The organism is Peptostreptococcus sp. MV1, assembly GCF_000758885.1.
Lineage (GTDB): Bacteria > Bacillota > Clostridia > Peptostreptococcales > Peptostreptococcaceae > Peptostreptococcus.
In genome coordinates this window covers 59,223-75,639 of the sequence record NZ_JRNB01000058.1, presented here as the reverse complement: position 1 = coordinate 75,639, position 16,417 = coordinate 59,223, and the positions used below count along the sequence as shown (strand labels likewise).

Here is a 16,417-nt window from a genome sequence, read left to right as displayed (position 1 = left end):
TGATTGTTGCTCCTGCTAGTTCTTTTCCTGCAATGTCCTGCTTTGAGAACTTAACTGTTGTTGTCTTAGGTGTTGGTTCTTTATAGTTATTAGTAACTTCAAATAGCTTTGCTATACCAGTAAGTTGTACTACTCCATCATAGACAGTGTCATTAGCTGGATAGCCATTTTCTTCATCTTCCCATGCGTTACCTTTTGAATCAACTTCTTTAACTAAGAATTTAAAATTCTTGTTTTGGAATTCTTCTTTAACAAATAAATTCCTCCAAGTAACACTTTGACCATTTACTAATTTTTGTGGATTGACTATATTACACCTGTCTTCAGGGAAGTCTTCTTTTGTAACTTTTGATTGCTTACCTTCTACTTCTTTCCAAAGTTCAAAGTATACGTCTTTATTTGATTTTTTAGTTCTATCTGACCAAGTTTTATTAACTTGTATTCTGTTAACTCCAGCTTCACTTTTAACTTCTGGTTTTTCTGGTGTCTTTGTTTTCTTATTTATCAAAGCAATTGACTTTGTATCACCATTCTTATCACCAGTAACCGTATCATTCTGTCCAGCTACTCTCTTAAATTCAGTTGGAATTTCTAACTCTTCAACTGTATAGTTTATCTTTTCAGTTGCTATATCTTCTTTTCCAGGATGGTATATTGGAAGGTTTTTAAATTCACCATTCCAAGCACCTTTTTTCAAAAGTATTGGAGTAACTTCATTGCCAGATGCATCCTTAGCATCTTGTCCATCAGCTTTTAATTTAACTTTTACTGTTAAAAATTCCTTATCATTTTCGCTTATCGGTCTGTCGTTCTCATCATTCCATGTTTTTGATACGTCTACAGACATTACAGGAATTTTTGTATTTGTCATCACGATTTCTGTTTTACCATTTACTTTACCTTGGCCATCAACAGTAAATGTAATCGGATCTGCCTTTTTGTATCCTTCTGGAGCAGCTATTTCAGATAATTCATACTCACCTGCTTGAAGGTGGAATATTCTTGGATTACTTGATTCATTATTTTTATCTGTATCAGTCTTCCATTTATAAATTATATTCTCCCCTGATTTTAATTGTAAAGTTGCACCTGCAAGTTTACTGTTTCCATCTTCATCAACTTTTTTCACAGTAATATCATGTTTTTTTACAGTAGTATCATTTTTACCTACAATTTCTGTTCCTAGCAGATTCTGATATAGTAATTTGCCATCCTTTGGTCCTCTGTCTGGCATGTATAAATCTAAAGTTCCATCACCTGTATAATCTCTTAAATTTAAACCCAATCCATGATCGCTTTTTCCAATTAAGAACCTATACACTCTTAAAACTTTTGTTGTAATTTGCGTCCCTATACGCTTATCATCTGATTTAAATTCATCTACTCTGTCAGTATAATACCAAATGGCTTTTTGAGTCGCAGCATATACTTCTACATTTGAAATGTCTTCATTATAGGTTCTCTTATATGCATTTTTTATTTCCTCAACTCTATTGCCATAATTTTCTCTATAACCATTATAGATAACCTTTAACACCGCATTTTTTAAAGCAGTATTGTCAGCTATTCTTTCATTAACCGCCAAATCAATAAATGTAGTTCCCACACCGCCATTTATCTTAGTATAAGTTGGCATTGGATCATCTAGATTAGCAAAATCAGGTATATCATTAATACCTCCGTATACATCTACTATAGATTTTGTCGCATTAAAGCAATAAGCAGGCACTCCTCTTTTAGTAGAATCATTGTCATTATTTTTCTTGATATAGATTACGTCATTAGCTACCCCTACTTCGTCTCCATGTTTTTCATAAAGCTTCTCATTATAGGAATATGCTTTATAGGCACCTACAACACCATAATCTCCATTTACCGTTTGCCCTGACGCAATATTTATAGGAATTGCTTACAGTATAGTAGCAATTGCTATAAATAACGTGAGTAATTTTTTCTTCATTTTCCTTCTCCTTCCCTTTCCCATTGAAATTATTTTTATCATTTTGTCTTATTAATAACAATATACCATTAATTCATTCTTTTTTCAATCATTTCAGTCAATTTTTTTCACTACTATGGCTATTGCTTCTTCTCGCCATCAACTCACAGTGATAACCTTGCAAGTTGCTATGAGGTTCGTCGGCAACTAGGCCCTACGTGGACTTTCACCACAGACTGAAAATATGCCCGTCATACCCTAAAAAATAGCGAGTCAGCCGAAGCCGTCTCGCTAATAAAGTCTAACTTTTTGAGGTCGCATCACAAGGCTATATATCATACAACCTGTCTTTATACTCTGTCTATATGCCAGATACCATCAGTATATTCCTGAGTAGCTCTATCTGCTGAGAATATTCCAGCCTTGGCAATATTTACCAATGACATCTTGTTCCACCTATCCTTGTCTCCATATGCCTCTGCAACTTCAGCCTGCTTGTTTACATAGCTTTCGAAATCTGCTAGGCACATATATGGATCATGGTTGATTAGGTAGTCAACAATATTTCCAAAGCCTGTACCATCTATGTTTATAGTCCTCATAAAGTCTAGTGTTTCCCTTATCGCTGGTACATTTTCATAGTAGTCTCTTGGCCTATATCCCTTGGCATATAGGTCATTTACCTCTGGAGTCTTTAGCCCAAATAGGAACATATTTTCATCTCCCACTGCATCATGGATTTCTACATTGGCTCCGTCAAGAGTACCTAGTGTTAGGGCACCATTTAGCATTAGCTTCATGTTACCTGTACCAGATGCTTCCTTACCTGCCTGTGATATCTGTTCACTGACATTGGCTCCTGGTATGATTATTTCAGCTAGAGTTACCCTGTAGTCTTCTAGGAATACTACCTTGATATAGTCTCTTACCTCTGGATCTGACTCTATCATCTCAGATAGGGTACAGATAAACTTGATTATATTCTTGGCCATTACATAACCTGATGAGGCCTTGGCTGCAAATATAAATGTTCTTGGTCTAGGTTTTAGGCCATTGAACTTGATCTGTCTATATAGGTAAACTATATGTAGGGCATTTAATAGCTGTCTCTTGTATTCATGTAGTCTTTTTACCTGTACATCAAATATTGAATCTATATCTACATTAATTCCGTTAGCATCCTTGATGTACTTAGCCAACTGTTCCTTCTTTGTGCGCTTTATCTTTTCTAAATCTGCTAGAACTGTCTTGTCATCAGCATACTTTAACAATTCTTCTATATTTGATAGGTCCTTGATGAAATCTCCACCTAGTAGACCATTTAGGTAGCCTGTCAACTCTGGGTTGGCCTGGCCTAACCATCTTCTATGGGCTATACCATTTGTTACATTGTTGAACTTACCTGGGTAAATCCTGTTAAATGATTCAAATGTATCAGCTTTTAGGATATCTGTGTGTAGGCCTGATACACCATTTACATTGTAGCTACCTACTATACAAAGATTTGCCATCCTTATCATGTTATTATGGATTATTGACATAGATTCTAGGTCAGATGCCGCCCCTATTTCGTTGCAGTACTGGCAGAACCTATTGTTAATTTCCCTTATAATTGTATATATTCTTGGCAGTATTGGTGCAAATAGGTCTACAGACCATTTTTCTAGGGCTTCTGCCATTATTGTATGGTTAGTGTAGGCAAATACCTTAGTTGTGATATCCCATGCCTTTTCCCAGCTGTAGTCATAGTCATCCATCAATATTCTCATCAATTCAGGTATACACATTGATGGGTGAGTATCATTAATGTGGATTGCAGCCTTGTCTGCTAGGTTGTCAAGAGTTCCGTATTCCTTGTAGTGGTTTTTCACTATCTGCTGGAGCGATGCGCTAGTAAAGAAGTACTGCTGCTTGATTCTTAGGGCCTTACCCTTGTCGTTGTCGTCAGCAGGATATAGTAGCTTTGAAATAGATTCAGCTATGGCCTCGGATTCAGATGACCTAGCATATTCTCCTCTTTCGAATAGCTTCATATCAAAACCAGCATTGGCCTTGGACTTCCATAGTCTCAATACATTTACGGCTTCGCTCTTGTAGCCTGATATCATTAGGTCATATGGCTCAGCTATTATTGATGTATAATCCTCATAGCTAACTTTTAAACCTTCATTCGTCCAGTGTTCCTTAGTCTTACCATAGAACCTTACTTCTATTTCTTCATCGCTCCTATGAACTAGACCATACTGACCCATACCTAACCAGTTGTCTGGGTATTCCTGCTGCCATCCATTTGCTATCACCTGTTTAAATATACCAAATTCATATAATATTGAAAATCCTGTCACAGGATAGTCATTGCTAGTCAAGGCATCAAGATAGCATGATGCTAGTCTACCTAGGCCACCATTTCCCAGACCTGGATCTGGCTCCATGTCATATATCCTATCTAGGTCAAAGTTCTTTTCTGCTAGGAAGCTTCTTACTTCTCCTTCTATACCAAGATTAAAAAGATTGTTTCTCAATGTCCTTCCTACCAAAAATTCCATTGACATATAGTAAGCCTGCTTCTGGCCACTTTCTTTTAGCTTCTTAGTGTAGTCATACCTCTTCTTAGATAATCTGTTTCTAGTTTCTGCCATCAAGGCCTGATACAGCTGTCTTTCGTTAGATTCTCCTAGAGAGTTACCAAACTTCGTCTGTAGATACTGTTCAATATCTTTTGTCATATGATTCATCGCATTACTCCTCTATTACCTTTTGTTTTAAATTTTTACCCTATATTACTTTTTCCTGTCTAGCCCACCTACCTTACCAAGTATCAACCAAACTAGACGCCGATATTCGACTTGTTAATTCTATATTCTATAATATTTCCTGATACATTTCAATATACTTTTTAGCCGATTGGTCCCATGTCATATCATGTCCCATGGCATTTTTCATTATATGCTTCCAAGTTGGCTGGTCCAGATTATATACATCTAGGGCCCTCTTGACGGCATCTAGCATATCGTACATATTGTAGCTCTCAAATGTAAATCCATAGCCAGTCATCCTAGTTGGGTCAAATGGCTCAACCGTATCTCTTAGACCACCTACCCTGTTTACTACGGGTACACTGCCATACCTCATGGCAATCAACTGTGACAAGCCACATGGCTCTGATTTAGATGGCATTAGGAATATATCTGAGCTGGCATATATCTTGGATGAAATTTCATTGGAAAACATGATGATAGACCTCATCTTGTCATGTCTCTTATTTTCCAAGTTCCTCAACTGGTCCTCAAAGTATGGGTCACCTGTACCTAGGATTACCAACTGGGCTCCCATATTCATTATATGCTCAGCAGCATCCACGACTAGATCTATACCCTTTTGACCTGTCAACCTGGTTACCATGCCCACCATAGGTATGTCTTGGCTAACCTCTAGGGCCATCTCTTTCTGGAAGGCTAGCTTATTTTTAATCTTCTGGTCTAGGCTATCTAGTGAGAACTCTTGACTTATATTTACATCACTAGCAGGGTCAAACTTTTCATAGTCTATACCATTTACTATTCCCCTTAGCTTGCCCCTTTCGTTTGAAAGAATCGGACTAAGTCCAAAGGCAAAATATGGGTCTAATAGCTCATTTGCATAGTTTTCACTTACAGTATTTACCCTGTCTGCCAATTGAATTGCTCCCTTTAACAGGTTAATATCATTGTCAAACTTCAAGGCTCCTAGGTACTCATTGCCAAGACCAAATAAACTGCCTAATAGGTAAGGGTTAAATTTACCCTGAAACTCTACATTATGAATCGATATTACGCTCTTCATATTCTTATAGAAGTCATAACCATCTCTTCTGTACTGGTCAAGGTATACCACTGATAGAGCTGCATGCCAGTCATTGGCGTTGATAAGATCTGCCTTGAAATCTATATGAGGCATAATCTCTACAGCTGCCTTGGAGAAAAAGGCAAACCTCTCTCCATCATCAGGCTCACCATATGTATGGTACCTACTGAAATACTGTTCATTATCTATAAAGTAGAACTTGATACCCTTGTATTCTGACTCGAAGATACCACAGTATATCTGTTTCCATCCAAGTGACACATATATATACTTGACAAAACTAATATTATATTTATTTCTGTCTATGGCTGAATATAGTGGTAAAACCACCCTTGCATCGACTCCTTTTTTATTTAGGGCTGCAGGAAGACTACCTATTACATCCCCCAGTCCACCAACCTTTATAAATGGAGATGCCTCTGCCGCAACGAATAAAACTTTCACTCACAACACCTCTTTCTATATATATTTTTAGATTCTATGTGATTTCCTTAATAATTCACATAGTGCCCCTCGATCGATAAGCTACTGGGAACATCTACTAAATCCTATATATTCTTTTTCTTAGGAACTATGAACTGACAGTTCCTATCTCCCTTCAATTCTTTACCTTCTGTAATAACGACCTCTTTATCGGTGATTACATAGTCTAACTTGGCTCCTGCCTTGATTTTTGTACTAGACATAATGATACAGTTTTTAACTTCAGCACCCTCCTCAATTGTCACATCTCTGAATATTACCGAATTTTCTACCTTACCGTTTATATGGCAACCGTCGGCAAATATAGAATTTGATACACTAGACTTTTCACCGTAGCTAGTAGGCACACTGTCTCTTACTCTTGTAAGTATCTCTGTACCTGATAGGAATAATTCCTTGCTAATATTTTCATCCAGTAGATCCATATGGAAGTCATAGTAGCTCTCTAGACTATTTATAACCCTGCAATATCCCTTCACCTCATAGGCATATACATTCAACCTATTGAAGTTCTTTGAAATATAGTCTCTCACCACATCCTCCCAACCTAGGGTAGTTCCCTTCTTTATAATATCCTTTAATAGGTCCTTGTGCATTATTGTCACCTTTAATAGGGTATTGCACTCGTAGTCCGCCCCATTCTTGTGGTATAGGGAGTCATAAGCCCTGTTCTTATTGTCAAGAATCATCTCGATTTCATCATTTTGAGGTTTTCTCTTTACTACTGTAACTGTGATATCCGCATTGTTTTCTTCGTGATATTTAAGCAAGTCTTCGTAGTCAATGTTACAGATTATATTTGAATCTGCTAATATACAGTAGTCCTGTAGCCTACCTTCCATATACTGACTGGCATTGCTCAAGGCCTCAAACTTATTTCTGGCCAAACCAGTATCTGATATTGCTAGAGGTGGTATTATCTTTAGACCACCATTTTTTCTATTTAGGTTCCAGTCCTTGCCCCAACCTACATGGTCCATCAAGGAATTGTAATTGTTAGTAGTCAAAATACCTATATCAGCCACATCAGCCTTTACAAGCGAAGACAGTATGAAATCTACAACCCTATACCTGCAAGCTACAGGTAGGGAAGCTAGTGACCTATTCTTTATAAAACCTTCTATATCGTAATTTTTATAATTATCTGCAAATATTAAACAAAATCCGTTCATCATATCCCTCCTACATCTTCTTAAATGTCTTGTTGGAAGCAACTACATCCTTGTTGGCTACAACTGTAATCATATCCTGACCAACCTCTATCTTTTCGTGACCTACTAGGGCATTTTCCCCAATAACTGCGTCCTCTGCTACTATAGAATTGTAGACCTTGGCATTCTTGCCTATAGTTGCATTTTTCATTATTACACTGTTCACTACCTCTGCACCTTCATTAATGTAGACACCTGATGATATGACTGATTCCTTGACAGAACCCTTGACTGTACTACCCTCTGATATCATTGAATTAGACAATTTGGCCTTTGGTCCAATATACTGGGCCATTGACTCGTAATGTCTGCAATATATTCTCCATAGTGGGTCATAGATATAAAAGTTGTCTGCATTGTTTAGTAGGTCCATATTTGCCTGCCACAAGCTTTCAATCGTTCCTACGTCCTTCCAATATCCCTTGAATGGGTAGGCAAATATCTTTTTGCCATCTTCTAGCATCATTGGTATTACATCCTTACCAAAGTCATAGCTAGTATCCTGAGCCTTTTCACACTTTTCTAGGTATACCTTTAACTCTGACCAGTTGAAGATATATATACCCATAGATGCCTTTGTAGAGATTGGCTTTTCTGGTTTTTCTACAAATTCGCTAACTGATAGGTCTGACATAGTATTTAATATACCAAACCTGCTAGCCTCTTCAATAGGTACGTCTATATGGGCAACAGTTAGGTCTGCCCCCTTAGACTTGTGGAATTTCAACATTTCGTTGTAGTTCATCTTGTATATATGGTCACCTGATAAAATCAATACGTATTCAGGGTCATACTGCTCTATATACTTCATGTTCTGGTAGATAGCATTTGATGTACCCTTGTACCAGTCACCTGTTTCTCCACCTGTGTATGGAGGCAAGATTGACAGACCTCCGTCCATCCTATCTAGGTCCCATGGCGCACCATTACCTATATAGGAATTTAACTCTAGCGGCATAAATTGAGTTAGTACTCCTACTGTAGATATACCTGAATTCACACAATTTGACAAAGGAAAGTCTATTATCCTATACTTACCACCAAATGGAACTGCTGGCTTGGCCATATTCTTTGTCAAGGCCCTTAGCCTAGTTCCCTGACCACCTGCCAATAGCATTGCAACTATTTCTTTTTTTAAACTCATAGCATTACCTCTCTAACATATTTCTTATTTTTCTACCAAATACATACTACTAAAAGATCCTATATTGACCTCTATATAGTAGTCAAAACCATTAAACTCAGACTCTACTGAATGAATATTCCTATTTAGTAGACCATCGCCACCATATTTTTTAGCATCTGTATTCATCAGTATCTTATATTTTTTATCGGAGCTGACTCCAATTTTATACTTTTTCAATTTTTGTGATGAGAAATTACTGATAACCAACATTTCATTACCATCTGCATCATACCTAGTAAAGGCAAATACATTATTTGTATAGTCATCTACTGTATTCCACTTAAAACCTTCCCAATTCGTATCCAATTCCCATAATTGCTTGTTCTTGGCGTAGACTGCATTTAGCTCTTTGACAAACCTGTGATGACTCGCATGAAGAGGATATTCAAGTAGCATCCAATCTAACTCCTTTTCATCGCTCCACTCTATCACTTGGGCAATATCTATGCCCATAAATGTCAACTTTTTGCCCGGATGAGCATACATATAGGCTAAAAATGCCCTCAAACTCCTAAACTTGTCCTCGTAGGCTACATTTGCCTTTTCAAGTATTGACTTCTTGCCATGGACTACCTCGTCATGAGATAGTGGCAAGACATAATTCTCACTAAAGGCATAGGTCATAGAAAATGTCATACAATTGTGAATTCCAGACCTAAAATATGGGTCTGATTCTAGATACTTGAGTGAATCATTCATCCATCCCATATTCCATTTGAAGTCAAAACCTAGACCCCCATCTTCTACTGGATGGCTAACCTTTGGCCAGGCTGTAGACTCTTCTGCTATCATCATTACTCCCGGAAATTCCTCATGGATATGCTTGTTTAACTTTTTCATAAAATCTAGGGCCTCTAGGTTTTCGTTTCCACCATAGATATTAGGCCTCCACTGACCATCCTGCCTAAAGTAATCAAGATATATCATGGAAGAAACTGCATCTACCCTCAAGCCGTCTATATGGAACTTATCTAGCCAGTAGACTGCATTTGATATCAAGAATGAATTTACCTCATTCCTACCATAGTCAAATACCCTAGTCCCCCATTCCTTGTGTTCCATCTTTAGTGGGTCTGAATACTCATAGGCATAGGAACCGTCAAACTCACATAGGCCTGACTCGTCCTTTGGAAAATGTCCCGGTACCCAATCCAGTATTATACCTATATTGTTCTGGTGAAGAAGGTCTACCAAGTACATCAGGTCTTCTGGAAGTCCGTACCTTGATGTCGGCGCAAAATAGCCTGTAACCTGATAGCCCCAAGACTTGTCATATGGGTGCTCCATCAAAGGTAGGAGCTCAACATGGGTATACTTCATACCCTTTAGATAGGCAAGTAAATAATCAGCGTATTCTCGATAGCTGTAGTAGTCTCCGTTTTCCCTAGTCTTCCAAGTCCCTAGGTGCAATTCATATATATTCATAGGGGCCTTGTTTGGTAGCTTTCTAGACTTCATCCAAGCCTGGTCACCCCACTCATAGTCATCAAATTTATAGACCTTTGATGAAGTGTTTGGCCTAGTCTCATAGTGCCTTGCATATGGGTCAGACTTGAAAAGAGTCCTACCATCTTGAGTTACAAACACATACTTGTAGGCATCAAACTGTTTTATATCTTTTATACGGCATTCGTATATGCCTGATTCTGTAACCTTGTCAGCCGGGTAAATAAATGGCTCCCAGTCACAAAATTCTCCCGTTATATATACTTCCTTGGCCCCTGGAGCCCACACTCTAAATGTGCACTCATTGCCATCTAGAAAAGAACCCATGTATTCAAAGGCCCTATAATTAGTCCCTTCATGGAAGAGATACTTGGCCAGGTCGTTTTTATGGTCTTTTTTCATGCTCTTATCACCTCATCACATATGATATTTATTGTATTGATTTATTGTATTGATTTATTATATTCATTTATTTTTTGATATAATTATATATATCATACCATAAATAAATACAAATTTTCACAAAATTAAATTAAATTTTTTCCTGAAATCGCTTTACTTTAAAGAAAATCGTTTTTTCTAATGGCTAGAACATTATGGTAAATAAATTAAATTTTTTCATAAAAATAGCCCATTTTTGGTATATAATATATTATAAAAATGTATACCCTAAAATCAACTTATTGAAAAAGGATTTTAAAATAATTTTTAATGTCACTTTATTTATATTGATATATTGGGTAAAATATTTAAGAATAATTAAAAATACAATTTAAAGAGGATGATATGAAAAAAGTAATATATAGGCAAGAAGAACATAAAAAACCACTAGGTGGTGTGAAAAATAATGAAAGGTGTAGGATAAGTCTATACCTTCACGAATCGGTGGATTGTCAATCACTGGACCTAGTATACTTCAATGATAGGTCTTCAGACCAACTAAATAGGATTTCTATGAGCCTGGATGAAGTATATCCAAGCGATTCTACACAAAATTCAAATTATGAAATAGAATTAAAATCTGAAAATACGACTTTCGATAAGGTTGACGATTATGAGGGGTACAAAAAATATTTTGCAGACCTATCCCCCTTGGATACAGGTCTCTACTTCTACTATTTTCAGATAAACTATCATGATGGCAGTAGCCAAAATATATCTAGAATCAACTATGAGCCAGAGATTACTGATGACCTTGTCTCTTGGCAGCTGACTGTATACGATGCAGACTTCTCTACTCCCGACTGGATTAAGGGTGGTATTATCTACCAGATATTCCCAGATAGGTTCAAGAGGAGCGACTCATACACTGCTCCTAGGGCTGTCAATGAAGAAGAAAGGACCAGGAGAAATGACTGGGGAGGACGTCCTCAATCAGGTCTAGATACGACTAACTATTCAGCCAAAGACTTCTTTATGGGTAACCTTGATGGCATCAGGGAGAGTAGGTCCTATCTAGAGACCCTAAATGTAGACCTTCTTTACCTAAACCCCATTGTTGAGAGTTCGGAAAACCACAGATACTCTACTGCTGACTACAAAAATGTAGACCCTTATTTGGGTAGTATAGATAGCTTCAAAGACCTCTGTCAGGACCTAAAAAAGTCCGGCATATCCGTAATTTTAGATGGTGTATTTAGTCATACAGGCTCAGATAGTATCTACTTCAACAAGTATGGTAGATATCCTAGCCTTGGAGCCTACCAGTCAAGGGAATCTAGCTACTATCCCTGGTTCAACTTCATTGACTATCCAAATACCTATGCCTCTTGGTGGGGCTTTGACAACCTGCCTGAGCTAATTAAGGAAAATGAAGACTACACCAACTATATATGTAACCAAGACGACGGTGTCCTTAAATACTGGCAAGATCTTGGAGCCAGTGGTTGGAGATTGGACGTAGCAGACGAACTACCTGACGTATTTATAGATAGGTTGAGAGAGTCAATAAAGGCCAGTGACCCAGACGCCCTTATCATAGGTGAAGTATGGGAAGATGCTACAAACAAGTTTTCCTATGGTGGCAGGAGACGTTATCTACTGGGAGACCAGTTGGACTCAGTCATGAACTACCCATGGAGGACTGCAATTATAGACCTTTTGAAGGGAAGGGATACCAAGCTCTTTAAAAACAGGATAATGGACCTAGTCTCTAACTATCCCGGGCCAGCCCTGGACACCTTGATGAACCTCCTATCTAGCCATGATACGGCTAGGATTACCAACTGCCTAGTTCTGGATGTGGACAATTTTAGGCATGAGGACAAGCTTGACTACAAGTTGCCAGCAGACCTATACCAAAAGGCCATAGAACTAGAAAAAATCGCATCATTTATCCAGTTTACCCTACCAGGCATACCATCCCTATACTATGGCGATGAAAATGGCATGGAAGGCTTCTCTGACCCCTTCAACAGGTGTTGCTTTGTAGAAGACGATAGAAATGAAGATATATACGACCACTACAAGGCCTTGACTGAATTTAGGTCAAAATACAGGGCGTACTTTAGAAGTGGATTTGAATTTAGCCTTGCAAGGGAAAATCTAATCTGCTACTACAGGAATGATATAGCCTGCCTAATCAATCTTGATGACAGACCTGCCCTTGTAGAGGAAATTATTGGTGGAGAAAAAATCTTTGGCAACAAAGAGACTTACCCTACAGAATACGGTCTAGTAGTTGGACCAAACTCATTTACGGCAATTAAAATAAAATAATATAGAAAGAGGTAATCATATGACAAACACTAGAAAAGCAGGTATACTCCTGCCTATATTCTCCCTGCCTAGTAGGTTCGGAGTTGGAAGTCTAGGTCAGACGGCCTATGAATTCGTAGACCTATTGGCTAGAACTGGCCAATCAGTATGGCAGATCCTGCCTATCACAGCCACAACCCAGGACGAAGACTACTCACCATACAAGTCTACTTGTGCCTTTTCAGGTAACTACGACCTGATAGACATAGACCTACTTGTTGAAAAAGGTCTCCTAGACTGGAACTTTATAAATACCATAGACCAGTCACCCTACCAGGCTGACCCTAGATATGCTGACTACGGCAAGGCTAGAGCCCTAAAGATGATATATTTCAGAGAGGCCTATAAAAACTTCAATCCAGCAAATGACCAGGCCTACAAGGATTTCAAAAAAGAAAATGCCTTCTGGCTTGATGACTTTGCAATGTACATGGCAATCAAAGAGGCTAATGGAGAAAAACCTTATTGGGAATGGCCTAATCCTAGAAATGAAGCAAACCAGGATACAATAGACTTCCATTGCTTCCTACAGTATTTATTCTTTGACCAATGGGCCAAACTAAAAAAATATGCCAACGACCGTGGTATAGAAATATTTGGAGATATGCCTATCTACGTTTCACGTGATAGTTCAGACTTCTACTACAATAGAGATATGTTCCTTACTGATGAAAAGGGTGAACCCAACAAAATATCTGGAGTTCCACCAGATGAATTCTCTGCGACTGGCCAGGTATGGGGTAACCCACTATACGATTGGGACTACCTAAAAGACCACGACTTTGACTGGTGGATAAAGAGAATCAAAAAATCACTTGAACTATATGATATAGTTAGGATTGACCACTTTAGGGGCCTTGAAAGCTTCTACTGCATAGACCCTATCACCAAGGATGCCATAAACGGTCAATGGGTAAAGGCACCAGGTAAAGAATTATTTGACCAGGTAAACAAAGAAATTAAAAATGCTAAAATCGTAGCAGAAGACCTTGGTATAATCACAGATGAAGTACGTGACCTACTAGAGTACACAGGCTTTCCTGGTATGAAGATAATCCAGTTTGGATTTAGTTCAGATGCCAACAACCTCAACCTGCCACACAATAACCCTAAAAATTCTGTAGCCTACACTGGTACCCACGACAATACCAGCCTAGCTGAATGGCTAAAAACTTGTAACCCAAGTGAATTTGCCTACGCCGAAGCCTACCTAAGAATGTCAGCCTATGAAAGATATACAGAAAGCCTAATAAGAGCTGTCATGATGTCAAACTCAGACATGGCAATCATACCACTACAAGATTGGTATGACTTCGAAGGATGGTCAAGGATCAATACACCAGGAATAGACGAAGGAAACTGGGTATTTAGGATCTTGCCTCATGAAATGTTCAATAGAGAATTGGAAGGCTATATTAGCCATCTTACTGGTTTGTACGGTAGATATAAAAATAGATAGTTTTTAAATGAGGAAAATACGGCGAGCATGGTTGGCAAAATTTAATATTTTCATTTTACAAGCAAGCAAGGGAGCTTGACATTCTAGACACAGGTAAATGAATGTCTATGCTCCCTTGATTGCTTACTTTTACATTAAAGTAATATTTACATTTTCAATCCATAAACCTTAAACTATACCAAAACCTAATAACTCTTTAGTTCAATCCAGGCTTTATCATATTCCTTTATATTTGCCTGGATATCTAAAAACGCTTCAGATTTATCTAGTATATCCTGGTCTGGATACATAGCTTTATTATTTTTCAACTCATCTGCTAGTAGTTTCCTACCTTCGCTAATAGGTGTTGAATATCCTATATACTCTGTATTTTGAGCGTTTACCTTGGGGTCACATAGGAAATTTATAAAGGCTTCTGCCCAGTCTTCATTGTCTGCTGTCTGTGGTATGCAGATGGCATCCGTCCACTTATTTGTTCCACCTTTTGGTATTACGTATTCTAGGTTTTCATTTTCTTCCTTCATCAAAGAGAAGTCACCTGAATAGAATACTCCTATTGCAGCTTCTTCGGCTATCATCCTGTCCTTACCATCATCATTTACATAGGCAAGTACAAGTGGCTTTTGCTTGATCAATATGCCCTTGGCTGCATTTATTTCATCTTTATCTGTAGAGTTCATGCTATAACCCAGCTTCTTTAGGGCTATCCCCATTGTGTCTCTTACTGAATCAAACATCAATAGGTTTCTAGAATACTTTTTGTCCCACAAAATATCCCATGAATCTACTTTTTCTTTTACCATTTTCTTGTTGTATACTATACCTAGAGTACCCCACATGTATGGTACCGAATATTCATTAGTTGGGTCGTACATAGGATTCACAAAAGACTTATCTATATACTTAAAATTTGGTATATTGTTGTAATTTATCTTTTTCAATAGACCTTCTCTGCTCATCTTCTGAACCATATAGTCAGATGGGAAAATTAGGTCATACTTGGTGCTACCACTCTTGACCTTCTGATACATCATTTCATTGGTGTCATAAGTAGAATATTGAACCTGTATTCCAGTCTGTTCTTCAAACTGACTTATCAAACTCTCATCTATATAGTCACCTACATTATATACATTCAGTACCTTTCTAGAGTCCTGACCACCTGCTGCACAACCACTAGCAAATGTTACAACTGATGACATTATCACCGTTAAAGCAATTAGTCTGGTTAAACTTTTACTCAATTTTATCTTATTCTTATTAACAAATAATCTCATGACTTATACCTCCTGACCTATGCCTTGCCCAAGGCTGAATTCTTAATTATAGAATCCTTCCTATTAGCTAGTATCAAAAGTATCAAAACTGTTATAAACATCAGACTTGATAGGGCGTTTATTTCTGGCTTGATACCACGTCTAGCCATACCATAAACCTCTATAGAAAGGTTGCTGACACCATTTCCTGTATTGAAGAAGGATATAATGAAATCATCAATTGACATTGTAAATGCCATCAAAAATCCTGACACTATACCGGGCTTGATTTGTGGTATAACTATCTTTCTGATAGCAAGCCAAGGTGTTGCACCTAGGTCTAGGGCAGCCTCTTCTACGTTATCAGGCAACTGTCTTAGCTTTGGTAGAACTGATAATATTACATATGGTGTACAGAACATTATATGCGATAGCAACATAGTCTTAAAACCAAAATTCATCTCAAAAAATGCAAATAAACTCATTATTGCGACACCCGTTACTATCTCTGTATTCAAAACTGGTAAATAGTTAATATTTAAGATAGCGGCCTTGACCTTGCCCCTCATCTTGTATATGCCTATTGAAGTTATGGTACCAAAAATAGTAGATATAATTGACGCCAAAATAGCAATAGTAAGAGTATAATAAAGGGCTGCTAATATAGTCTCATTTTTAAATAGGGCTATATACCACTTCATTGTAAAACCATTTATGACACCCATAGACTTAGAATCATTAAAAGAGAAGATTATAAGGGTTAATATTGGTGCATACAAAAATACAAATACCAAGACCAAATATATATTCGAGCATAACTTAGATATTAAATTTCTT

General features: G+C 37.7%; 10 protein-coding genes. 2 read left to right on the top strand and 8 right to left on the bottom strand.

Annotation, left to right across the window (positions count from 1 at the left end; translation table 11 throughout):
* From HMPREF1639_RS04610 to glgB, 6 genes are all read right to left on the bottom strand, one after another.
* Positions 1–1,894, bottom strand: a 1,894-nt coding sequence (locus HMPREF1639_RS04610; RefSeq protein ID WP_242847278.1) for a Cys-Gln thioester bond-forming surface protein, incomplete at its 3' end; no start/stop codon positions are given.
* 395 nt (positions 1,895–2,289) lie between these two features.
* A complete protein-coding gene (locus HMPREF1639_RS04605; RefSeq protein WP_036763816.1) occupies positions 2,290–4,674 on the bottom strand; it encodes a glycogen/starch/alpha-glucan phosphorylase in 2,385 nt (794 codons plus the stop codon).
* Between the two features lie 127 nt (positions 4,675–4,801).
* A complete protein-coding gene (gene glgA / locus HMPREF1639_RS04600; protein WP_036763813.1) occupies positions 4,802–6,226 on the bottom strand; it encodes a glycogen synthase GlgA in 1,425 nt (474 codons plus the stop codon).
* A 104-nt stretch (positions 6,227–6,330) separates the two neighbouring features.
* Complete coding sequence (gene glgD / locus HMPREF1639_RS04595) at positions 6,331–7,437, bottom strand: glucose-1-phosphate adenylyltransferase subunit GlgD (protein WP_084572469.1); 1,107 nt, start codon at positions 7,435–7,437, stop codon at positions 6,331–6,333.
* Between the two features lie 10 nt (positions 7,438–7,447).
* Positions 7,448–8,620, bottom strand: coding sequence for a glucose-1-phosphate adenylyltransferase (locus tag HMPREF1639_RS04590; protein ID WP_036763808.1), 1,173 nt, complete (start codon positions 8,618–8,620; stop codon positions 7,448–7,450).
* Between the two features lie 24 nt (positions 8,621–8,644).
* Positions 8,645–10,510: a 1,4-alpha-glucan branching protein GlgB gene (glgB, locus tag HMPREF1639_RS04585; protein WP_036763806.1), complete on the bottom strand. Its 1,866-nt coding sequence runs from the start codon at positions 10,508–10,510 to the stop codon at positions 8,645–8,647.
* 384 nt (positions 10,511–10,894) lie between these two features.
* On the opposite strand from glgB, the gene HMPREF1639_RS04580 reads away from it, so the two are divergent.
* Together HMPREF1639_RS04580 and malQ are read left to right on the top strand one after the other, a co-directional pair.
* The gene (locus HMPREF1639_RS04580) at positions 10,895–12,826 is read left to right on the top strand and encodes a glycoside hydrolase family 13 protein (protein ID WP_036763803.1); all 1,932 of its coding nucleotides are present in this window, start codon (positions 10,895–10,897) and stop codon (positions 12,824–12,826) included.
* 19 nt (positions 12,827–12,845) lie between these two features.
* Positions 12,846–14,324, top strand: coding sequence for a 4-alpha-glucanotransferase (malQ, locus tag HMPREF1639_RS04575; protein ID WP_036763802.1), 1,479 nt, complete (start codon positions 12,846–12,848; stop codon positions 14,322–14,324).
* Between the two features lie 185 nt (positions 14,325–14,509).
* Here malQ and HMPREF1639_RS04570 read toward each other — a convergent pair whose 3' ends face one another.
* The gene (locus tag HMPREF1639_RS04570) at positions 14,510–15,601 is read right to left on the bottom strand and encodes an ABC transporter substrate-binding protein (protein ID WP_036763799.1); all 1,092 of its coding nucleotides are present in this window, start codon (positions 15,599–15,601) and stop codon (positions 14,510–14,512) included.
* Positions 15,602–15,618: 17 nt separating this feature from the next.
* A complete protein-coding gene (locus HMPREF1639_RS04565) occupies positions 15,619–16,305 on the bottom strand; it encodes an ABC transporter permease (protein WP_242847277.1) in 687 nt (228 codons plus the stop codon).
* Positions 16,306–16,417 lie beyond the last annotated feature (112 nt).